Origin of the sequence: Picosynechococcus sp. PCC 8807 (genome assembly GCF_001693295.1) — a bacterium.
Classification (GTDB): domain Bacteria; phylum Cyanobacteriota; class Cyanobacteriia; order Cyanobacteriales; family MRBY01; genus MRBY01.
The window spans coordinates 1,324,090-1,345,658 of record NZ_CP016483.1; the positions used below are offsets into that span (position 1 = coordinate 1,324,090).

The following is a 21,569-nucleotide window of genomic DNA, read 5'->3' on the forward strand; positions in this document are numbered from 1 at the left end:
TGGGTCACTCGATGGTGCTATACATTCTGTAACGTTCACGGTAAAGTAAAAATTCCAGAGCAACCGCACGATGTGAAGTATGCCACCACTGCTCCTGTGACAGACAAACCGATCAGTTTTCACCGAAGGCCCTAGGGCACAACAACACTGGATGATCAGTCTTTTTACAGTTAAATTTTTTTGTATGCAAGGTCAAAGGCGATCGCCACATTATCAGCACTTGATCCCTGGACGAGTTTGTTCCCAAACCAGTTTTTCATCTAACCCAACCAACATCTAGGAGGTTCCCTATGTCCGTACGTTTGTATGTCGGCAATCTGCCCAAAGACGTCGTCGAAAAACAAGCCCTGGTTGATTTCTTTGCTGAAGCAGGCGAAAACGCAACCACCAAAGTGATCAAAGACCGGAAAACAGGCAAATGCCGTGGTTTCGCCTTCGTTACCGTCCCCACCGACGAAGAAGCCGATGCTTTCATCGAAAAGTACAATGGCCAATCCTTCATGGACAGTCCCCTCAAAATTGAGAAGGCTCTCCCCCGTAGCAAAGGCGATGACAAACCCGCCGAAGCCAGTAACGCCAAAGGCGGCAAGCGCAAGCGCAGTGGTGGCAGCAGCAAAAAGCAATCCAGCTACGGCGATGCAACTTCCGCTCAACCCGACCCCCGCTGGGCCAGTGAACTGGAGAAGCTCAAAGATATGCTCCAACAGCAAACCGCTAACGTTTAGGCCTTGGGTCATTGATTTTCCTGCTGCAGATCGTGTGGCAGGATTTGTTTTGTTTACGCCAAAAAATTTTTCAGCATTAATTTTTTTATTCAACTTTTTTCTCGGAGGGATACACAATGGATGCCGTCACGGTCATGAAACAGGAAGTGGGCAAAGCCGCTGCTGCCCTAGTCCAGTCCAATTCAGTGGTTGGTTTAGGCACTGGGTCAACCACCGCCTATGCAATTCAATACATTGGTGAGCGTTTAGCCGCGGGTGAACTGGAGAATATTGTCGGGATTCCCACCTCCTTCCAGGCAGAAGTTCTCGCAAAACAGTACAACATTCCCCTAAGCAGTTTGGATGCCGTCGATCACATTGATGTGGCCATTGATGGGGCCGATGAGGTCGATCCCCAGAAAAATTTAATTAAAGGGGGCGGTGCGGCCCACACCCGGGAAAAAGTTGTGGATGCCCTCGCCAATAAATTTGTCGTCGTGGTAGATAGCGGCAAGCTGGTCGATCGCTTGGGTTCAACCTTTTTATTACCCGTGGAAGTTATTCCCATGGCCATTACGCCAGTGATGCGTCAACTAGAAGCATTAGGTGGTAAGCCAGAACTCCGGATGGGGGTAAAAAAGGCTGGCCCAGTGGTGACCGATGAAGGAAATTTAGTCGTGGATCTTAAATTTGCTGGCATCGACGACCCGGCAACCCTAGAGCAAAAGATTAATAATATCCCTGGCGTCCTGGAAAACGGTCTGTTTGTTGGGGTGGCTGATGTGATTTTGGTCGGTGAAATTATTGACGGACAACCCCGCGTCCGGGAAATTCAATAGCGTTTTTTTGTTGAACAGGTGAGCCTGGGCCTCCTCATTGCAGGGGGTTTTTGTCTTGTTATGTCTGGCTTAGGAGCGTGATGGCCCGCCGGATCCATTCATCGGCATTGTCATTTTGCAACAGAATCGAGTCTTGACTGAGGGTGGCAATCGCCCCACGGATTTCGGTTTCTTGGTATCCCAAGGCCAACAAGGTTAACTCCAAATCCTCATGGACAGCGGCATTGGGTTGAGCGGCTGTGTCGGGAAGCGAAAATTGATCTCGCCACTGGCTGAGTTTGCTGCGCAGTTCGAGGGCAAGTCGTTCGGCGGTTTTTTTGCCAATGCCCGGCGCTTTGGCTAGCTGGCGATGATCGGCGGTGACAATGGCCTGTACCAATTCCGGCAAGGTTAGGGTATCGAGGAGGGCGATCGCCCCTTGGGCACCAATGCCACTGACACTGATCAGCTGACGGAACAAATCCCGCGTGGCACCGCTGGCAAAGCCGTAGAGATAGGTGCCGTCCTCCCGTTGCTGACTGTGGACGAAAATATGTTGGGGCTGGCCGATTGCCGCTGCCAACTCCTGGGCGAGGCGTCCTGGTACTTGGATCTCGTAGCCAATGTCCCTTACTTCGAGAATTAGAAAAAAACGCCCCTGCAAATTCCGGTGGATGGCGATCGCCTCTCCCTTAAGATAACTAAACATGAAATCCCCTCTGCCTAATGCCTGCGATCTTCCCATTGCCTCTGACATTCCAGCAAGTCCCGATGGCGATCGCTATTTTCATTTTCAATCAGTACGTTTAGACTATTAAGAAAGCGTTTCCTTACGCCCCACTTCCTCCCCAACCATGGCCGATTCAACTCCCGCTTTTCCCGGTAACGCCCTTCCGCCCCAAAATATCGAAGCCGAAGAATTTATTCTGGGGGGGATTTTAATGGACCCAGAGGCCATGGGCCGGGTGGTGGATGTTCTGGTGATTAATGCCTTTTATGTCCAGGCCCACCGGGATATTTATCAAGGTTTGTTGGTGCTCCATAATCAGGGCAAACCGACGGATTTATTGGCCCTGAGTACCTGGCTCCAGGACAACGAACGTCTCGAAAAAGTCGGCGGTATTCCCAAGCTTTCCCAATTGGTGGATCGCACCGTCTCCGCTGTGAATATTGACCACTATGCGGAACTGGTCATGGATAAATACGTGCGGCGACAACTCATTGCTGGGGGCCATGAAATTATTGATCTGGGCTATGACACCGTTAAAACTCTACCCGATGTCCTCGATGAATCTGAGCAAAAAATCTTTCGGCTCACCCAGACCCGTCCCCAGGATGGCCTAACCGCCATTGCCGAAACCATTGCCGAAGCCTTTAGCAATATCGAAGAACGCCAGGCCAAGCAGCAGGAAAAAGAGATGCTGTCGGGGCTTTCGAGTGGGTTTTATGATCTCGATGCGATGACCAATGGCTTCCAACGCTCTGATCTGGTGATTATTGCTGGACGTCCCGCCATGGGGAAAACCAGTTTTTCGCTCAATGTGGCCACTAATATCGCTAAAAAGGAACGGCTTCCCGTGGCAATTTTTAGTTTAGAAATGTCGAAGGAGCAATTGGTGCAGCGCCTCTTGGCTGGGGAGGCTCAGATTGAAAGTAATCGTCTCCGGGCCGGACGCCTCGATGAGGTTGATATGCGTCCCCTCCTCAAAGCGGTGGAATTTTTGTCGGATGTGCCTTTATTTATCGATGATACGGCGAATATCACGGTAGGTCAGATGCGATCGCAGGCGCGGAAACTCCAGGCAGAGCAGGGGGGAAAGTTAGGGCTAATCCTCATTGACTATCTACAACTCATGGAAGGCGGTGGTGACAATCGTGTCCAAGAACTCTCAAAAATTACGCGATCGCTCAAAGGGCTCGCCAGGGAATTAGATGTACCCATTTTTGCCCTATCCCAGTTAAGTCGAGGGGTTGAGGCCCGCAACAGCAAACGCCCGATGATGTCTGACCTGCGCGAATCAGGTTCCATCGAGCAGGATGCCGACCTGGTTTTAATGCTCTACCGCGACAGTTATTACAACCCAGATACTCCGGAGCGAGATATTGCCGAGGTGATTATTGCGAAACACCGTAATGGCCCCACCGGGACGGTTAAGCTGATTTTCCAGCCGGAGCTAACAAAGTTTTTAAATCTGGCCCAGAGTCCCAGCCCCTATGCAGAAACCTATTAAAATTCAACAAAATCTGCGTGGCTATGATTTGTTTTTTTTATCAATAGCGGCCATATTTGCCTGAATTTTGGGGATCAGAGCTTCTTTTTGAAGAGATTCTAATTTTTTAAAACGCAAGTGCTAAGATGCTGCTAGCATCAAGGCCAAAGCTTAATCAAAATTCTCCAAAAAATTGTGGTGAATTTCGGTCTTGAAATTTTTTACATCTTAATGATTTGGGCGATCGCCTCGATCCATTTTCAACGCATCTACTGTCATTTAAACATCGGCAAAATTATCGATCATTTTTTCTAAAAAGGCTTGTTATAAGCATTATCAATCAAAGAAAAATGCTTTGATAACTTCAGGTTACGCGATTTCTTGTTTTTTTAGTGTTGGATCCTGTGTTCATGTACGGCTTCTCCCCTCCACAATCACCCCGGCAACAGACCCCCATTTCTCTCCAGAAACGTCGCCATAAGCAAGATCAAAAAAGCGCTGGCCCATCAACAGCAGCAAATAAGCAGCATCGGTTCGCCTGCTGGGAATTGGCGGCGCAGATTTCTGTAAATTGTCTCCTCGGTGGGGTGGCGATCGCCTCCATTGCCCAATTGTTACCGGCCCAACTATCCCAACAGCAGCAGTTATCTGTTCTCAAGGGCGAAGTCACCGAAGCAGAACAACGGGTCGCCAAACTACGCCAAGAATTTAACCGTCACTTCGATGCCTACGGGAGCCATCGACTAATGCAGGAGTACACCATAAAAGTCGATCCCAAACAACAGCGCATTATCTGGGTAGATCCGGCCCAGGCTCAAAATAGCGAAAATTAATTTTTCTAAGAGCTTGGCTATCAGCTAAGCATTTTCTCGAATTTTTTTAATGCTCTAAATCCGTAAACAAAAAAGGGAGTCATTATGGCTCCCTTTCGTGTATTTCTCTGAATTCAAATGCTTACAAGAGACTTAGAGTAGATCCCAAATCCTTTTCCTGCATCAGGAAACAAGGGATGCTGTGGGACGACGACGACGGCGCTGGGTTCTAACAGCAGTCTGTTCGCTGACCTGCATCAAAAAGACCACGAGGGGTTCCCCTTGTAATTCTCGACGGGCGAGGCGTTGCAGGGATGCTTCGATTTCTAGGCGAATGTCAGTCCAGTCAATATCTTCGTTGCTGCGCTTGCCATGTTCTTTATATTCTGCGAGGCGGTCTTCCAACACATTTTCGACATTCCGCTGGATTAACTGGTGGAGCAACTTATTGTTCGCTGCGGTAACCACACCCCGGAGATGAATTTCTGGCGGCGCAATTAGATTACCGTCCTGGGCGATCGCCACGGCCACCGTAATCACCCCTTCCTCGGCCAACTGTTGCCGTTCCTGGAGTACCGAATCATGGACAATACCAGAACGGTCTACTAATTCAATTCCCGAAGGCACTTTCCCAGTAACACCAATGGAATTTTCTGTGAGTTCCACAATGTCACCGTTATCGATAATCACAATATTTTCTTCCGGTACCCCCATCGATTGGGCCGTTTGGGCGTGCTTCACCAACATCCGGTGTTCCCCGTGGAACGGAATAAAGAACTTCGGCTTCGTCAAGGCCAACATCAACTTGTGATCATCTTGGGCGCCGTGACCAGAAACGTGAATGCCTTCCCCTTTACCGTAGATGACTTTCGCGCCGCGCATCATCAAACGATCAATGGTATTGACCACGGCGATCGTATTGCCAGGGATTGGATTGGCCGAAAAGACCACCGTATCCCCTTCCTTAATTTTGATGTGGCGGTGGGCATCATGGGAGATCCGTGTCATGGCCGATAGGGTTTCACCTTGGGAGCCTGTTGTCAGGATCAAGACATCCTCATCCTTCATACTTTTGAGTTGTCGCAGAGGAATGAACAGCTCATCCAAACATTTCATGTAGCCTAAATTACGGGCATGGGAAATGACGTTTAGCATGGAACGGCCTACCACAGCCACCTTACGATTGTGTTTTTGCGCCAGTTCTAAAATAATGCTGACCCGGTGGACAGAAGAGGCGAAGGTCGTCACAAAGAGTCGTCCTTGGGCCTGACCAAAGATACGGTCTAAATTCGGCTTCACTGAGGCTTCCGAAGGGGTGCGACCAGGAACTTCGGCGTTCGTCGAATCACTTAAAAGACAGAGAACGCCTTTTTCGCCATGCTCAGCGAGCCGTTGGAAATCAAACTGTTCACCATCAACGGGGGTAAAGTCTACTTTGAAGTCCCCTGTGTGAATAATCACGCCGATGGGGGTATGGATCGCCACGGTAAAGCTATCGGCAATGGAGTGGGTATTGCGAATGTATTCTACGAGGAAATTTTTACCAATACGCACCATGTCCCGTGGCATAACGCTGTGGAGTTTGGTGCGATCGCTTACGCCTGCTTCATCTAGTTTGTCGGACAGCAGAGACATGGCTAGGCGGGGGCCGTAGATGACAGGAATATCAAACTGCTTGAGGTGATGGGAAATACCACCAATGTGATCTTCGTGGCCGTGGGTGACAATCATCCCCTTAATTTTGTGGCGGTTTTCCCGGAGATAGGTTGTATCTGGCAGAACAATGTTGACCCCGTGCATCCCATCCGTCGGAAAGGCTAGTCCCGCATCAAGCAGCACGATTTCATCGTCATATTCAAAAACACAGGTGTTTTTACCAATTTCGTGGAGACCACCCAGGGGAATAATTTTAATACTGTCCTGGGGGTTGAGATTTTCTGGCTTGGTCGTTTGTTTTTGGCTGGTGCGGGTTCTTCTACGGGTTGTGGGTTGGGGTTTGCTCTTGTTCATAAAACTCCTTAGATTTGCTTGTGGTTAAAACTAGAGAAAAGGTTGAAATAGAAAACTTTTAGGCTGGTATTTGAAGACCAACGGCTAAATATGACCAGCGATCAATCGGGTGCTGGTAATTGGCGCAATACTGTTCAGTTGTCAAAAGCCATGGCAGTGGGCTGTTCGTCCCATGCTCTGTTTTAGAGGAGGGACAGATCCTTCAATACCTGGGTGAGTTGTTTTGTGCGATCAGGGCTGAGGGGACAGAGGGGCGGACGAAAGCTACCTAAACGCCATCCCTGAAGAATGAGAGCGGTTTTCACGGGGAGGGGGTTGGTATCACAGAATAGGACACGGAATAAAGGGAAAAGCTTCAGGTGGAGGGCGATCGCCTCTTGGGTACGGCCAGCAAGAAAGGCTTGGATCATCGCCTGCATCTGCGGCCCGACAAGGTGACTGGCCACGCTCACAACGCCCTGGGCTCCTACACTCATCAAAGGTAGAGTTAGACTATCATCCCCTGAGTAAATTTCAAAGGTAGAATCTACACCACAACGAATTTGGGCGGCCTGGTCGAGGTTACCGCTGGCTTCTTTGATGGCCACGATGTTGTCCACGGTGGCGAGGCGAATCACGGTTTCGGGCAACAGATTACAACTGGTGCGCCCCGGCACGTTGTAAAGCATCAATGGGATATCAGGGCAGGCCTCGGCGATCGCCTTGAAATGCTGATAAAGTCCTTCCTGGGGGGGCTTATTGTAATAAGGAACAACTTGCAGCGAACCGTCCAAGTTCAGTTTAGCGGCTTTTTGGGTGGCGGCGATCGCCTCACTGGTGGAATTAGAACCCGTACCCGCGATTACCTTAGCCCGTCCAGTGGCAGCATTTTGCACAGCCCGGAATAGCTCATACTCCTCATCCCAAGTCAGGGTGGGCGATTCTCCGGTGGTGCCGCAGACAACAAGGGCGTCACTCCCCTGGTCAATGAGATGGGCCGCTAATTTTTCCGCCATCGCGTAATCCACCTGCCCCTCTTCCGTAAAGGGGGTCACCATTGCGGTGATCACTCGACCAAATCTTGTACTTGTCATAAACGAATCGACACAACACACATAAATCTTACTGGACTAGACCGCCGTTGCGATCGCCGCTGGTTGGAGCCAATCTTTTTCCCAAAGCAGTTCCGCAATCTGGACGGCATTAAGGGCTGCTCCTTTCCGAATCTGATCGCCACAGAGCCACAATTCCAGGCCATTGTCTTGGGAAATATCCCGGCGAATACGACCCACCAGCACCGGATCTTTCCCCGTTGCATCCATGGGCATCGGGAAATAATTGTTTTCCCAATCCTCTACTACGGTAACACCAGGGGCCGTGGTGAGGATGTCTTTGGCTTGGGCTGGCTCGAAGGGCTGCGCAAACTCTAGGTTAACCGCTTCAGAATGGGCCCGCAGCACCGGCACCCGGACACAGGTAGCACTAATCCGCAGGTCAGGCGTCCCAAAGATCTTCCGGGTTTCGTTCACCATTTTCATCTCCTCTTGGCAATAGCCCGCGTCATCGATGGGGGTATTGTGGGGAAAAAGATTAAAGGCGAGGGGATAGGGGAAAGATTCTGTGGGGGGTTCTTCGCCCGCCAAGATCGCCTGGGTCTGCTGTTTGACTTCTTCCATGGCCCTAGCCCCGGCACCACTGGCAGATTGATAGGTAGAAACCACAATCCGCTGGATGGGTTGCACTTGATGGAGAGGATAAATTGCCACCCCCATGAGAATGGTTGTGCAGTTGGGGTTCGCGATGATGCCCTGGTGTTGTTGGGCTGCCGCTGGGTTAATTTCTGGCACCACGAGGGGCACATCAGGATCCATGCGGAAGGCGCTGGAGTTGTCGATCATCACGGCACCGGCTTCGACGATCGCCTTGGCCCATTTTTTCGAGGTGCTTCCCCCGGCGGAGGCGAGGACAATATCGATCCCTTCAAAGGCTTCTGGGCTGACGGCTTCGACGGTAATGGGTTGGCCTTTAAAGGTGAGGGTTTTCCCGGCAGAACGGGGCGAGGCCAAAAGTTTTAGGTTGTTTAGGGGGAAATCCCGTTCTTCTAACAACTGTAAGAGTTCTGCGCCAACGGCTCCGGTAGCACCAAGAATGGCGACATTGACTAATTTTGACAAAGAATAAACCTCCTAATGACTTTGGGTTAAGGGTAATGAAATTAAAAAGTAAAAATCTGGTTGGGGCGATCGCCTAGGGGGAATTTTTCACTGTGGCGGGGCTGGCTTGATCACCCCAGAGGCGAGGGTTTGGCTAGGATAAGCAGGGCCGCTTTTGTCGTTCTATGCTGGGGCATCCCTTTCGCAAGACTTTGTATATCGAAGCTCTAATTATACTATTATCAGATAGGTTAACCCCTCGTAAAAACGCAATAGACCGACCCAAACATATTCTGGGTAATCCTGCGTTTGGGTTACTGACCTTAGGATATCATGGAGCGCTCAATTCAGACCCCTAAAGGGGCGATCGCCAACGAACAGAACTATCCTAAGACCCTTAGTTGTAACTTATATATTAGAACCTTTAAACATCGATGAAAGTTATCCAGGAAAAGCTTCCTGCCAGCCAAGTTGGGCTAGAAATCGAAGTCCCCGCTGACGTCACCCAAAAAGCCTATGATGACACAGTGCGGAAACTCGCCCGTACCGTGAACCTCCCTGGTTTCCGGAAAGGGAAAGTTCCCAAGCAGATTTTGATCCAACGGTTAGGCCCCAATCGCATTAAGGCGTCTGTCCTTGAGGATTTGATCGACGACAGCTTAAAAGCGGCGATCGCCCAAGAAAACATTGAGGCCCTAGGAAATTTCCAACTCAAATCTTCCTTCGATGACCTGATCAGCGCCTACAAACCCGGTGAAGCCTTCACTTTCAAGGCCGCCGTGGATGTCCCCGCCACCGTCAGCCTCAACAGCTACAAAGGCCTCAGCTTCAAGGCCGAAAAGAGCGAATATGACCCGGCGGATCTCGATGAATTTCTCACTCAAAAACAACGCGAGCTTGCTACCCTTGTCCCCGTCGAAGACCGGGCCGCCCAAATGGGAGATGTGGCGATCGCCGATTACGAAGGTCGCTATGTAAACGACGCTGGCGAAGAAGAAGCAGACATTATCCCCGGCACCCAAGCCGAAGACTTTTCCCTCGACCTCGAAGAAGGCAAATTTATCCCAGGCTTTGTGGATGGTTTTGTCGGCATGAAACCCGAAGAAACCAAGAAATTCACCGTTACCTTCCCCGAAGACTACGGCAACGAAGAAATGGCCGGGAAACAAGTCTCCTTCACCGTCACCCTCAAGGAACTCAAGAGCCGCGAACTACCGGAACTCGATGATGAGTTTGCCAGCGAAGCCACCAACGAAGAATTTGAAACCCTCGCGGCTTGGCAAGAAAGTCTAGAAGCCCAGCTAAAAGAAAACGCTGAAATCAGCACCAAAAACAGCGTGCGTCGTTATCTGCTAGAGCAACTCGCTGCCAACAACAGCGCCGAACTGCCAGAAGTGAGCGTCAACGAAGAAATTACCGCAGTCCTCACCCAGCAGATGATGGAATTCAGCCGCATGGGCATCGATGTGAATCGCATCTTTACCAAGGATATGATTCCTAAACTGCGAGAAACGGCTCGCCCAGAAGCAGAACAACGGCTCAGCAACTCCTTGATTCTCACGGAAATTGCCAAGGTCGAGAAGATCGAAATTGATACCGACAAATTTAACGAGCGCCTAGAGGAAGCCAAGGCAGAACTCCAGGAAGGCTTTGATGAAGAGCGTCTCCAGGAAGCCATCAAAGAAGAGTTGACCATTGATGCCACCCTCGATTGGCTCGAAGAACAGTCTGAGATCGAATTTGTCCCTGCCGGAACCCTCGAAGCAGAAGAGGCTGAAGCAGCAGACGAAGAAGAGTAGAGCTTTAGACGATTAAACTCTAAAACTAATTGCGAAGAGACCCCATTTGGGGTCTTTTTTGTTGGTATCTCAGGTTGTTAAGCCATCCAATCACACCCTTTATGCCGACAGGGTTAAAATTTCTGGCCCTTCTGGGGTGATCGCAATCGTATGTTCAAACTGGGCCGAGAGCTTACCGTCCTTGGTCACCGCTGTCCAACCATCACCAAGTAATTGGCTCTCATAGGTGCCTTCATTGATCATTGGTTCAATGGTAAAAACCATCCCCGGACGAATTTTGGTGCCCTTGCCGCGTTTGCCGTAGTGGGGAACCTGAGGCTCTGTGTGGAAAACATTACTAATGCCATGGCCGACAAAATCACGCACGACTGAATAGCCTTGGGATTCGGCATATTCTTGGATCGCCGCCCCAATATCACCGATGCGACCGTTGGGTTGAGCCGCTTCAATGCCGATGTAAAGACATTTTTCCGTTACTTCGACTAATTTTTTGACCCTGGGTGCTGGGGTGCCCACAAAAAAAGTCCGAGACGTATCACCATGGTAGCCGTCGAGAATGGGGGTCACATCGATATTGATGATGTCGCCGTCTTTGAGCACTTTTTTCTTACTGGGAATGCCGTGACAAATTACTTCATTGACACTGGTGCAGATAGACTTTGGGTAAGGATTACTCTTGCCATAACCGAGGGGGGCGCTTTTTGCACCGTGTTTTTGGGTCCATTCCTCCGCTGCATCGTTCAATTCGAGGGTCGTCACTCCCGGTTTAACCAGAAGCTCTAGATAATCAAGGAGTTGCGCCGCTAGCCGTCCCGCATTGCGCATTTTTTCAATTTCTCGTTTTGATAGCAGAACGATGCCTTTACCCATGGGAGTTTATTGCTTGTAAGACCAACAGAATTATCAGAGGTTTATTGTAACAGCCCTAAAAGCCTTCGGCGAATCATTGCTGCGCCTGTCAAGTCCCCAGGGAGGGCGACTGAGATCCTCGGCGATCGCCAAAATTTCGACGCAATGATCAGCAGAGTTTGCCGAAATCAAAGATGTCGGTTGGCTGTTTTTCCTATAAGTTATTAAAAATTTCTGAGGAGCCTGCCCAGCAAAAGTTCAGTTGACAACAATCTCCTATAATACGAAGTCTGCAGTATGCATTAACACATATTCTTAACTTTGTAATTTCCGTCGGAGAATTGTCCTATGGCTCGCATGTATTATGATGCGGACGCAAACTTAGATCTGTTAAACGGCAAAACCGTTGCCATCATCGGCTATGGTTCCCAGGGCCATGCCCATGCCCTCAACCTCAAAGACAGTGGGATTAACGTCGTTATCGGCCTGTATGCCGGAAGTAAGTCCACAGCCAAAGCCGAAGCAGAAGGTCTAAAGGTTTTACCTGTTGCGGAAGCAGCAAAAGTGGCGGACTGGATCATGATTTTGTTACCCGACGATGTCCAAAAATCTGTCTACACCAAAGATATTCTCCCCAACCTCCAAGCGGGTAATGTACTTTCCTTTGCCCACGGCTTCAATATCAACTTCGGCCAAATCGTTCCCCCCGCTGATGTAGACGTTGTAATGGTTGCCCCTAAAGGCCCTGGTCACCTCGTGCGCCGTACCTACGAACAAGGTCAAGGGGTGCCAGCATTATTCGCAGTTTACCAAGACGCCACAGGTCAAGCCCGTGATTTGGCGATGGCCTACGCAAAAGGCATCGGCGGTACTCGCGGTGGCATCCTTGAAACCACGTTCCGAGAAGAAACTGAAACGGATCTATTCGGTGAACAGGCGGTTCTCTGTGGTGGTCTGAGTGCTCTGATTAAAGCTGGTTTTGAAACCCTCGTCGAAGCGGGTTACCAGCCGGAGTTGGCTTACTTTGAGTGTCTCCATGAAGTGAAGCTCATTGTTGACCTCGTTGTGGAAGGTGGTCTGGCGAAAATGCGGGATAGCATTTCTACCACCGCTGAGTATGGTGATTATGTCAGTGGGCCACGGGTGATCACTGCTGAAACCAAAGCCGCAATGAAGGAAATTCTGACCGAAATCCAAACGGGTGAGTTTGCACGAAATTTCATCCTCGAAAATCAGTCGGGTCAAGCGCAATTTACGGCTATTCGTCGCCGTGAAGCAGAACATCCCATTGAAGTTGTGGGTAAGGATCTGCGGGCAATGTTTAGCTGGTTGAAGGAAAGCTAATCGAGAAATTAGATTGATTTAATATTTAATAACAATATTAAGTTAAACCGATTAGGTGAGAGTCAGTGATTCTCACCTTTTTTTTAACTGGGCGGTTTCACTTGGGCAATGTGGGCAGCGCAAATATATTGGGTGGGAATCGTCTGAATTTTTCGAGCTTGAAAGACAGCCTTTAGTTCATCAAAGAGCTGCCTGCGAACTGTGGGATCTAGGGCAATGTAGGGAGAAAGAGTTGTGAGTAATTTGAGGTAATCGTTGGGGGAATAATCTTTGGTTTCAATGACCTGGGTTAGTTCTAAGTTTTGAAAACAATTTGAATCAAGCAAACCCTGGCTGATGTTCTTGAGATTTTGTTCCTGGACAGCGATATTTTCAAAGCTGGCAAAGCTGGGCATATATTTTTCATAGAGAGGCAAGAGATCCTGAAAAATGGTGGGATCCGGTTGGGGAACGGTATTCCAAAGCAGAACTATGTTCCCCTGGGGCTTGAGTAAGTTGGCGATCGCCTGGCATCTGGTGTCTGGTTGCAGCCAGTGAAAAGAAGTACTGGCAAGGATGGTATCGAATTTTTCTAGGGTCGGTTCCCATTCTTCAAAGGTGGTATTAATAATTTGAATTGGGTAATTTTGGAAGCGTTGGGCGGCAAATTCACAGGCTCGTGGGTTCGGCTCTAGACAGATTAATGAAAAACCCCGTTGGGCAAAATGTTGCGTTGCATTGCCTGGGCCGCTGCCAATTTCTAGAATGACACTTTCCGGCTTGATTTTTCCGCAGATTAAATCAATAATTTCCGGCACATAGGGGGCACGATATTGGTCATAGGCCTGGGTTGCCTCTGCATACCAATGTTGACGTGCTTCGATGGGTTGAGCATAAATTTTTTGAAAAAAGGCGTCAAAATTTTTCATATTTTAAAAGCTTAAAAGAACAGTATTTTCGGTTATTTAATATTAGTTATTTTCTTGATGATTAAAATTAAGGAAGTAAAAAACCAACCTCCTTTTTACAATAAAACAAATCCCTGGGGTGATGAAATGGCGGGATTATGGGAAGATCATCATAGTCGATTGCTCTTTGAATTGTTCCGTAAGTATTAATGACAACGCCGCTGCTGCTCCTAATTGATGGTCACTCCCTCGCCTTTCGCTGCTACTACGCCTTTGCCAAGTCTAGACAAGGGGCGCTGCGGACTTCAACGGGCATTCCGACGAGTATTTGCTTTGGCTTTCTCAATGCCCTTGTGCAGGTGATCGAACGCCAAAAACCCGATGCGGTGGCGATCGCCTTTGACCGACCTGAACCCACCTTTCGCCACACCGCCGACGAGAACTACAAGGCCCAACGTAAGCCTGCCCCAGACGATTTCCGGCCCGATTTTGAAAATCTCCTCGACCTGCTCGATAGCTTAAATGTGTCCCGGGTGACTGCCGTGGGTTACGAAGCCGATGATGTGCTCGCCACCCTCGCCCGACAAGCCAGTGAAGCGGGCCAACAGGTAAAAATTTTGACAGGTGATCGCGATCTTTTTCAGTTGGTAGACCCTGACAAAAAAATCAGCATTCTTTACCTCGATACCAAGGGCGTCAAAAGCGGTAGTTATGAAGAATTTACCCCAGAACTTGTCGAAGCAAAATTAGGTGTAAAACCAGAACAAGTCGTAGATTTTAAAGCCCTGGCTGGCGATTCATCTGATAACTATAAAGGCGTCCAGGGCATTGGTGAAAAAACAGCCATTAAACTCATCCATGAATTTGGCAATTTAGATAATATTTATGCCAACCTCGACAAGATTAAAGGCGCTACTAAAAAGCGCTTAGAAACCGATAAAGACGCCGCCTATCATTGCCAAAAATTAGCAAGAATTGCCCAGGATGCGCCCCTTGATATTCTCTTAAGTGAGCTTCATTTAACTGGCTTTAATCTAGAGCAAGCAATCGGGATTTTAACGAAATTAGAACTCAAAAAATTTATTCAAGATATTGGTAGAATCCAGCAAATTTTTGGCGCAGAAACGATTGAAATTCCCACCCTAGAATCTGTCCAGTCCAATAACACGACCGTTGACGAAGCAGGTAACGCACAATTATCTATTTTCGCCCCCTCAGATCCCGACCAAAATCAAGTCCAGATGCCCCCAACTGCAACTATCTCGCCGATTCAGCCACTGATTATTGACACCACAGAAAAGCTCACTGAGTTAATCGATCAACTCAAAACCCAAACCGATGTCAATCACCCCGTGGCCTGGGATACAGAAACTACCGGTTTAGATCCCCGGGAAGTCGATCTCGTGGGTATTGGGTGCTGTTGGGGGAGAGACCCAGGCAATATTGCCTACATTCCCATCGCCCACCATAACGGAAAGCAACTAGAAAAAACGCAAATTTTTCAGGCCCTAAAACCGATTTTGGAAACAGAAAAATATCCAAAAGTTTTTCAAAATGCGAAGTTTGACCGCGCTATTTTTGCCCACCAGGGAATCACCCTAGCTGGGGTAGTGTTCGATACGATGTTAGCAAGTTATGTTTTACATCCAGAGATGAAACATAATTTAACGGATCTAAGCCTACGTTATCTGGGGAATATCATTGCTAAAAGCTATAAAGATTTAGGGTTAACCAAAAAACAAACCATTGCAGATTTAGAGATTTCCGTTGCGGCAGAATACTGTGGCTTAGATGTTTATACAACTTATTTAGTCTGCCAAAAATTAAAAGTCGAGCTTAAAGATTACCCCGATTTAGAAAAACTTCTAGAAGAAGTTGAAACGCCCCTGGAACCAGTGCTCTGTGCCATGGAGAATACAGGTATTCGCATTGATCAAGACTATCTTCAGCAATTAGCCGAAGAATTGGGGGCTGACTTAACAGACCTAGAAACCAAAGCTTACAACGCAGCAGATGAACGATTTAATCTCAATTCTCCCAAGCAATTAGGAGAAATCCTTTTTGAAAAGTTGGGTTTAAATACGAAGAAAACACGCAAAACAAAAACAGGCTATTCAACAAACCATGCTGTCCTCGAAAAATTACAAGGGGATCACCCGATCATTGATTACATTCTTGAATATCGTACCCTTGCAAAATTAAAATCCACCTATATTGATGCTTTGCCGACTCTTGTTAGCCCAAAAACGAACAGAATCCATACAGATTTCAATCAAACTTTGACCAGTACAGGGCGACTTTCTTCATCGAACCCTAATTTGCAAAATATTCCGGTACGCACTGAATTTTCCCAACGGATTCGGCGGGCATTTATCCCTAAGGAAAACTGGGTACTTGTTGCGGCAGATTATTCACAAATTGAACTCAGAATCCTGACTCATTTAAGTCAAGAACCCATTTTATTACAGGCCTACCAAGCCGGAGAAGATGTCCACCGGGTCACGGCACAGATGATCTTTGATCGGGACTCGCCCCAGGACGTCACTGCCGCAGAACGACGCATTGGTAAGATTATCAATTTTGGGGTGATCTACGGAATGGGTGCCCAGCGGTTTGCCCGGGAAGCAGGCGTTTCTAAGGAAGAAGGACGGGCTTTTATTGACCGCTACCATGAACGTTATGCTAAGGTTTTTGAGTATTTAGAACTGGTTAAAAAGCAGGCGATCGCCCAGGGTTATGTGAGTACAATTTTGCAGCGACGGCGCAACTTTGACTTTATCAGTAACTGTTTAATTGAACTAAAAGGCAGCGACCCCAAAGCGATTGATTTAGATAGCCTCGATTATGCCTACAATGATGCCCAATTATTACGGGCGGCGGCTAATGCACCGATCCAGGGTTCCAGTGCCGATATTATCAAAGTGGCGATGATCCAAATTCACGAATTATTAAAGGATTATCAGGCTCGTTTGTTACTCCAAGTCCACGATGAATTAGTTTTTGAAATGCCCCCAGAAGAATGGGAAGAATTAGGCCCTAAAATTAAAGCAACGATGGAACAAGCGGTACCTTTATCTATTCCTTTAGTGGTTGATATTCACTGCGGTAAAAATTGGCTCGATGCGAAGTAATCATGGCGAATTCTGATCCTATTTATGGCTGGCTAGAGACTGCTTTGGCCACTATCAAAAAAGCAAATTGGTATCGACAACCGAAAACAATCACCAGTCAATCGGGGGCGACGGTCACCTTAAATGGTCAATCGGTGGTTAATTTTGCCAGCAATGACTATCTGGGTTTAGCGGGCGATCTCCGCTTAATTGATGCTGCCATAGCGGCCACCGAGGCGCTGGGGACAGGGAGTACAGGCTCTCGGCTCACCAGTGGCCACCGACAACTCCACCAGGATTTGGAGCAGGCGATCGCCAATCTCAAACAAACCGAAGATGCCCTAGTATTTAGCTCCGGTTATCTGGCCAACCTCGGCACCATTAGCGCCATTACTAACAAAAAAGACCTGATTTTAGGAGATCAATACAACCATTCGAGTTTAAAAAATGGGGCAAAATTAAGCGGTGCGACGGTGTTGGAATATGACCACAATGATTTAGACGCATTACGTCAGCTTTTAGAAACCCATCGACAAAACTACCGTCGTTGCCTGATCACCACCGATAGCGTTTTTAGTATGGATGGCGATCTCTGTTTACTGCCCGAACTGTTGGCGATCGCCAAGGAATTTTCCGCCATGCTACTCGTGGACGAGGCCCACGGGACTGGGGTCTTGGGCCAAAAAGGTGCCGGAGTCGTAGAACATTTTCACTGTACCCAGCAACCACTTATCCAAGTGGGCACCCTCAGCAAAGCCCTGGGCAGTCTCGGCGGCTATGTGGCGGGCAGCAAAGCCTTAATTGATTTTCTCCGTAACCGCGCCCCGACTTGGATTTACACCACCGGACTCTCCCCAGCGGATACGGCGGCCGCCCTCGCCGCGATTCATATTTTGCAGCATGAACCCCAACGACGCCAGCAACTCTGGGACAATATTCATCAGTTAAAAAGCGCCCTTGGGAACCATGAATTAGTACCTTCTGAGTCGGCGGTGCTTTGTTTTGGTCTCGCTAATCCCCAGCAAGCACTAGCCATGGGCGATCGCCTTTTGGCCGCAGGTTTCTTTGCCCCTGCCATTCGCCCGCCAACAGTTCCCACCAGCCGCATTCGCGTGTCGGTGATGGCGACCCACAGCCCCCAACAGATCCAAGGATTTATCGAAATATTCCAGCGGTGCTTTGCGGAATTTTCTGGGTCATCGAATCTTTAATTTTCCTCAATTTGGAAAGCCTCTTTTTCCGCCTCTAGGATCTCCGGCGGCACCTGAAAGCGGGGTCTGCCATTTTCATCAATGCGAACAATTACCCCCATCGCCTCTAGCTCGGCGATCGCCCGTCTCTGGGTTTCCACATCCCGCGCCTGCCCCAAAATCGACGACCAAGCCGTAACCCGCGCCATAATACTGCGGGGATCCCGTTCCAAAAAGGCAACACTGGCCTCAGAGCGTTGTTGGGCATTTTGACTTTCGGGGTCATCATAGTAGGCCGCCCAGGCCGCCGCCGTTTTATAGGATTGAATGGCAGCGGGGATATCACCCAGGAAAAGATGCTCGTCAATGGCCTTCATGCGCCAGAGATAAAAACTTTGATCCGGGACAGTGGGGGTCATCTCGGCCAGGCCACGATTTAACAACTCGACGGTGCGGTCTGGGGTACCAGCGTAGAGGGAACTGCTCCCCGACAGATAGTAATAGCCTTCCTTAAACCAAGGGTCTAAATCGACGATGACCTCAAAATAATCCGCACTGAGGCGATAATCCCCCAATTTTCGCGCCTCATCATCCCCAAAATATTGTAAAAATCGCAGAAAAATCCAGTCAGAAACTAAATTGTCGTAACCGTAGGTGGGCAGTTGTTGCCACAGGTCTAAACTAGCCGCTTCCGTTTGTGCCTGACGCTCGACAATTTCTGGGGTTAAGTCGGTGGCTTGCTTCAAATTATTGAGACGGAACTGTTGCAGGGTAATAATTGCGGCTCCAGAAGCCAATGCTAACGCGCCTAGCCCTAGACTTTTTAGTCCTTTACCCACAAGTGCGATCGCCACCATAATCCGAGAGTGCTAAGGTTTTTGAAAACACTCCAATTTTAGCTTGCTGGGCTACCGATCCTGATGACATTTACTTGTCGCAGCGCTATTGACTGGTTTTGTTTATTTCCTAAGCTGATTTAGTTTTTTAAAGAGTTGACTGGCCGTATGTTCAACCCAAGCCAAAAGGTGATCCACCGCCTTTAAAAGCCGCTCCAAAAAATGTTGCTCGTAACCAACGCTGAGGGCCTCCGCTTCTATCCACTCCGGTTTCGCCTCGATCTCCGTCGCATTGGGGGGGGCATCCGGCTGGGTGAGGCTCTGGGTCTGGGATTCAACTGTGGCGATCGCCCCCGATTCAGGGCGAGAAATTGGTTGGTCTAAAGTTGTGATCAATGGTGGCAGTGGACTCAGTTGAGCCTGAGGCGAATTAAGATTAGCTTGATCAATGGCCGCGGCAGACTTTGTTTTGGCTTGGAAGAGGTCGGCCCAGGTCAGCCAGGGCTTGGGGGTGACAACGGGGTCAGGGGCCGTGATGGCACTGGTGGCGGGTTGAATCTTAAACCAGTTGCGAAAAAAACGTTGCAAGGGTGGTAAGGCTTCGACGGGAACCGTGGGCGCCAGAACCCGCTGTTCTAACTGGGCCAGCCGTTGATCCAGGGGCTTAAGCACTGGGGCGAGGGGTAAAGGGGGTAAAAGCTGGGGCGAATAAATTTCGGGGGGAACCACCGCCGTGTGCCAATGGGATTCACCGAAGAGATCAATGGCGATCGCCACCGGACTTTGTTCAAGCCAACTTAAACCCTGCATCAACCAACGTACCGGAGCTAGCAGCCGGGGATTATGGTGATGCACGGGCGGGAGAATTCGAGGATTTGGGGTTTGGCTCGCCAGATCCTGCTGTCTTTTTTGATAGTTAACGCTGCCGAGGTGAAAACTGATTTGTCGCTGTAGCTCCGTTTGGGATTGCTGGGGTTCAACGGTGTGATTGTCTTGATCGACAAATAAAATGTCCTGGGTTTTGAGGTCGCAGGCAATGCCTTGGAGGGGGGGCTGAGTTGTACCGTCACCTCCAGAAATGCTGAGGGGAAAATCCGATGTTTGGGTCGCTGCCTCCGCGAGGGCAAGGCGTTTGCGTTCTGTTTGGGCGGCGGCAATTTGACGCACCGCAACGCGGCTGGTTTGCACCAGTAGATACAGCGGATACAGAGCGATTTGGCTACCCCACTCCACCGTAATTTTAAGGCGGCGGGCGGCCTGGGTCAGTCGGCTTCCCCACTGGATCGATTGACGATTGAGAAAGTTAAAGAGTTTACTTTGGTAGGGGCCTGGAGCAGACATCGTCATTTTTGCGGCACAACGCTTTTATTGTCCCATAGAGATTTCGGAATCGAAGTTTATGGCTTACGCTTATCGACGAACCATCCATTTGGCGGATACCGATGCCGCCGGGGTGGTCTATTTTGCCCAGCTTCTCCATATTTGCCATGAGGCTTATGAAATATGTCTCATAGAGAACGGTATGGATTGGTCTGGGTTACTCCGGGAGGGAACCGTTGCCCTGCCCATTGTCCATAGTGCCATCAATTTTTTGCGGCCAATTACCTGGGGCGATCGCCTAGACATTCAGCTTTACCCAGAACTTGAAAATTTTCGCCAATTTAAGATTTCTTACCGGATTTTTAAGGAAAATCAAGACTCCCCCCCAGAATCGCCCCTGGCCACAGCCCTTACCCGCCACGTGGCGATCAATCCCATAACTCGTCAGCGTTGTAGCCTACCTCCGGTAGTCGAAACATGGTTAAGGAATGCACCGAAAATCGAGGACAGCAAAATTTAGCCTGTACAATTGTCTTGAATCTAACGATATCTTTTTACCTGTGATGCTAAAACAAGGTAGCTCACGCACTTAATTCATTATTTTTCATTATTTTCAGACTATTTAAGAGGAGTCATCACTTCAATGAAAAAAGTAGAAGCCATTATTCGCCCCTTCAAACTCGATGAAGTCAAAATCGCCCTCGTCAATGCAGGCATCGTCGGCATGACCGTTTCTGAAGTTCGCGGTTTCGGTCGCCAAAAAGGACAAACAGAAAGATATCGCGGTTCTGAGTACACCGTTGAATTCCTCCAAAAGCTCAAAATTGAGATTGTCATCGATGATGATCAAGTAGATGCAGTCGTTGACAAAATTGTTGCGGCGGCCCGGACTGGGGAAATCGGCGACGGGAAAATCTTTATTTCTCCTGTGGATCAAATTGTGCGGATCCGGACTGGCGAAAAAGACCTCGAAGCTGTCTAAAATCGCCCCTGGTGCTCAGTTAAGTTTTTTTAAAATTGTCCACAACTATCCCCCACAGCTCCCTCTTGATTTGAGGGAGTTTTTTTTACGAATCAGCAATGACTTGAATGGTGCCAACCATCCCCGCTGCGGCATGGCCAGGGACAGAACAATGCAGTTCAAATTTGCCTGTCTTTTGGGGAATCAAAATCCATTCGGCGATCGCCCCTGGCTTGAGTTCGAGTTCGTGGATCGCCCCTTTTACTTCCACCTTGCCCGCTTCGACTTTTTGAGTCCAACTGGTATCGGCAAAATCCTTGGCCGTGAAGTAGTGTTTTTGATTGCTGGGATTATCGAGGAGTAATTTGTAGCGTTGGCCAGCGACAAATTCCAACTGGTCAGGGACAAATCGTAGGGCGCCACTGGTTGTACCCAGATGGATCTGCATTTCCTGGAGGGGCTGTTGGGCAGGAACGGGTAAGGCGATCGCCGCTGGGGTCAGACAAAACCAGATTAATCCGAGTAACACCAGCGCTCTACAGCCATGGATGAAGTATTTATGAAATACCATTGATTTTCTCCATTGC

The 21,569-nt window shown here is 48.9% G+C and carries 19 protein-coding genes; 10 read left to right on the plus strand and 9 right to left on the minus strand.

Annotation, left to right across the window (positions count from 1 at the left end; translation table 11 throughout):
- Positions 1–290 precede the first annotated feature (290 nt).
- Positions 291–725: an RNA-binding protein gene (locus AWQ24_RS06425; RefSeq protein ID WP_065710542.1), complete on the plus strand. Its 435-nt coding sequence runs from the start codon at positions 291–293 to the stop codon at positions 723–725.
- A gap of 116 nt (positions 726–841) precedes the next feature.
- On the plus strand, positions 842–1,543 hold the full coding sequence (gene rpiA, locus AWQ24_RS06430) for a ribose-5-phosphate isomerase RpiA (RefSeq protein ID WP_065716308.1): 702 nt from the start codon (positions 842–844) through the stop codon (positions 1,541–1,543).
- A 58-nt stretch (positions 1,544–1,601) separates the two neighbouring features.
- Here the strand turns inward: rpiA and ruvA are convergent, their stop codons facing one another.
- Positions 1,602–2,231 carry a Holliday junction branch migration protein RuvA gene (gene ruvA, locus AWQ24_RS06435; RefSeq protein ID WP_065716309.1) on the minus strand — a complete coding sequence of 210 codons (630 nt, stop codon included), beginning with the start codon at positions 2,229–2,231 and terminating at the stop codon, positions 1,602–1,604.
- 145 nt (positions 2,232–2,376) lie between these two features.
- Between ruvA and dnaB the strand changes: the two genes are divergently transcribed.
- Together dnaB and AWQ24_RS06445 are read left to right on the plus strand one after the other, a co-directional pair.
- Positions 2,377–3,753 carry a replicative DNA helicase gene (gene dnaB / locus AWQ24_RS06440; protein WP_030006491.1) on the plus strand — a complete coding sequence of 459 codons (1,377 nt, stop codon included), beginning with the start codon at positions 2,377–2,379 and terminating at the stop codon, positions 3,751–3,753.
- A gap of 389 nt (positions 3,754–4,142) precedes the next feature.
- The gene (locus AWQ24_RS06445) at positions 4,143–4,565 is read left to right on the plus strand and encodes a hypothetical protein (RefSeq protein WP_065710546.1); all 423 of its coding nucleotides are present in this window, start codon (positions 4,143–4,145) and stop codon (positions 4,563–4,565) included.
- Positions 4,566–4,727: 162 nt separating this feature from the next.
- Here AWQ24_RS06445 and AWQ24_RS06450 read toward each other — a convergent pair whose 3' ends face one another.
- The 3 genes from AWQ24_RS06450 to AWQ24_RS06460 form a co-directional block, all read right to left on the minus strand.
- Positions 4,728–6,554 carry a ribonuclease J gene (locus AWQ24_RS06450; protein ID WP_232318885.1) on the minus strand — a complete coding sequence of 609 codons (1,827 nt, stop codon included), beginning with the start codon at positions 6,552–6,554 and terminating at the stop codon, positions 4,728–4,730.
- A 182-nt stretch (positions 6,555–6,736) separates the two neighbouring features.
- Positions 6,737–7,627 carry a 4-hydroxy-tetrahydrodipicolinate synthase gene (gene dapA, locus AWQ24_RS06455; RefSeq protein WP_030006494.1) on the minus strand — a complete coding sequence of 297 codons (891 nt, stop codon included), beginning with the start codon at positions 7,625–7,627 and terminating at the stop codon, positions 6,737–6,739.
- Positions 7,628–7,663: 36 nt separating this feature from the next.
- On the minus strand, positions 7,664–8,707 hold the full coding sequence (locus tag AWQ24_RS06460; protein ID WP_012306895.1) for an aspartate-semialdehyde dehydrogenase: 1,044 nt from the start codon (positions 8,705–8,707) through the stop codon (positions 7,664–7,666).
- Positions 8,708–9,120: 413 nt separating this feature from the next.
- On the opposite strand from AWQ24_RS06460, the gene tig reads away from it, so the two are divergent.
- Positions 9,121–10,485, plus strand: coding sequence for a trigger factor (tig, locus tag AWQ24_RS06465; RefSeq protein ID WP_065716310.1), 1,365 nt, complete (start codon positions 9,121–9,123; stop codon positions 10,483–10,485).
- 99 nt (positions 10,486–10,584) lie between these two features.
- On the opposite strand, the gene map is transcribed toward tig, so the two are convergent.
- Complete coding sequence (map, locus tag AWQ24_RS06470) at positions 10,585–11,355, minus strand: type I methionyl aminopeptidase (RefSeq protein WP_065716311.1); 771 nt, start codon at positions 11,353–11,355, stop codon at positions 10,585–10,587.
- A gap of 327 nt (positions 11,356–11,682) precedes the next feature.
- On the opposite strand from map, the gene ilvC reads away from it, so the two are divergent.
- A complete protein-coding gene (ilvC, locus tag AWQ24_RS06475; protein ID WP_012306898.1) occupies positions 11,683–12,678 on the plus strand; it encodes a ketol-acid reductoisomerase in 996 nt (331 codons plus the stop codon).
- Positions 12,679–12,761: 83 nt separating this feature from the next.
- Here ilvC and AWQ24_RS06480 read toward each other — a convergent pair whose 3' ends face one another.
- A complete protein-coding gene (locus tag AWQ24_RS06480) occupies positions 12,762–13,586 on the minus strand; it encodes a bifunctional 2-polyprenyl-6-hydroxyphenol methylase/3-demethylubiquinol 3-O-methyltransferase UbiG (protein ID WP_065716312.1) in 825 nt (274 codons plus the stop codon).
- A 188-nt stretch (positions 13,587–13,774) separates the two neighbouring features.
- Here AWQ24_RS06480 and polA point away from each other — a divergent pair, with 188 nt between their 5' ends.
- A complete protein-coding gene (polA, locus tag AWQ24_RS06485) occupies positions 13,775–16,696 on the plus strand; it encodes a DNA polymerase I (protein ID WP_065716313.1) in 2,922 nt (973 codons plus the stop codon).
- Positions 16,697–16,698: 2 nt separating this feature from the next.
- Positions 16,699–17,886 (plus strand): 8-amino-7-oxononanoate synthase, encoded by a 1,188-nt coding sequence (gene bioF, locus AWQ24_RS06490; RefSeq protein WP_065716314.1) that lies wholly within the window; start codon positions 16,699–16,701, stop codon positions 17,884–17,886.
- Here bioF and AWQ24_RS06495 read toward each other — a convergent pair.
- Together AWQ24_RS06495 and AWQ24_RS06500 are read right to left on the minus strand one after the other, a co-directional pair.
- Positions 17,883–18,722: a hypothetical protein gene (locus tag AWQ24_RS06495; RefSeq protein WP_065716315.1), complete on the minus strand. Its 840-nt coding sequence runs from the start codon at positions 18,720–18,722 to the stop codon at positions 17,883–17,885. The genes bioF and AWQ24_RS06495 overlap by 4 nt on opposite strands.
- 102 nt (positions 18,723–18,824) lie before the next feature.
- Positions 18,825–20,048, minus strand: coding sequence for a hypothetical protein (locus tag AWQ24_RS06500; RefSeq protein WP_143596749.1), 1,224 nt, complete (start codon positions 20,046–20,048; stop codon positions 18,825–18,827).
- 52 nt (positions 20,049–20,100) lie between these two features.
- Between AWQ24_RS06500 and AWQ24_RS06505 the strand changes: the two genes are divergently transcribed.
- Together AWQ24_RS06505 and AWQ24_RS06510 are read left to right on the plus strand one after the other, a co-directional pair.
- The gene (locus tag AWQ24_RS06505) at positions 20,101–20,541 is read left to right on the plus strand and encodes a thioesterase family protein (protein ID WP_065716317.1); all 441 of its coding nucleotides are present in this window, start codon (positions 20,101–20,103) and stop codon (positions 20,539–20,541) included.
- Positions 20,542–20,664: 123 nt separating this feature from the next.
- On the plus strand, positions 20,665–21,003 hold the full coding sequence (locus AWQ24_RS06510) for a P-II family nitrogen regulator (protein WP_012306905.1): 339 nt from the start codon (positions 20,665–20,667) through the stop codon (positions 21,001–21,003).
- A gap of 85 nt (positions 21,004–21,088) precedes the next feature.
- Here AWQ24_RS06510 and AWQ24_RS06515 read toward each other — a convergent pair whose 3' ends face one another.
- Positions 21,089–21,553 (minus strand): plastocyanin/azurin family copper-binding protein, encoded by a 465-nt coding sequence (locus tag AWQ24_RS06515; RefSeq protein WP_012306906.1) that lies wholly within the window; start codon positions 21,551–21,553, stop codon positions 21,089–21,091.
- Positions 21,554–21,569: the final 16 nt, after the last annotated feature.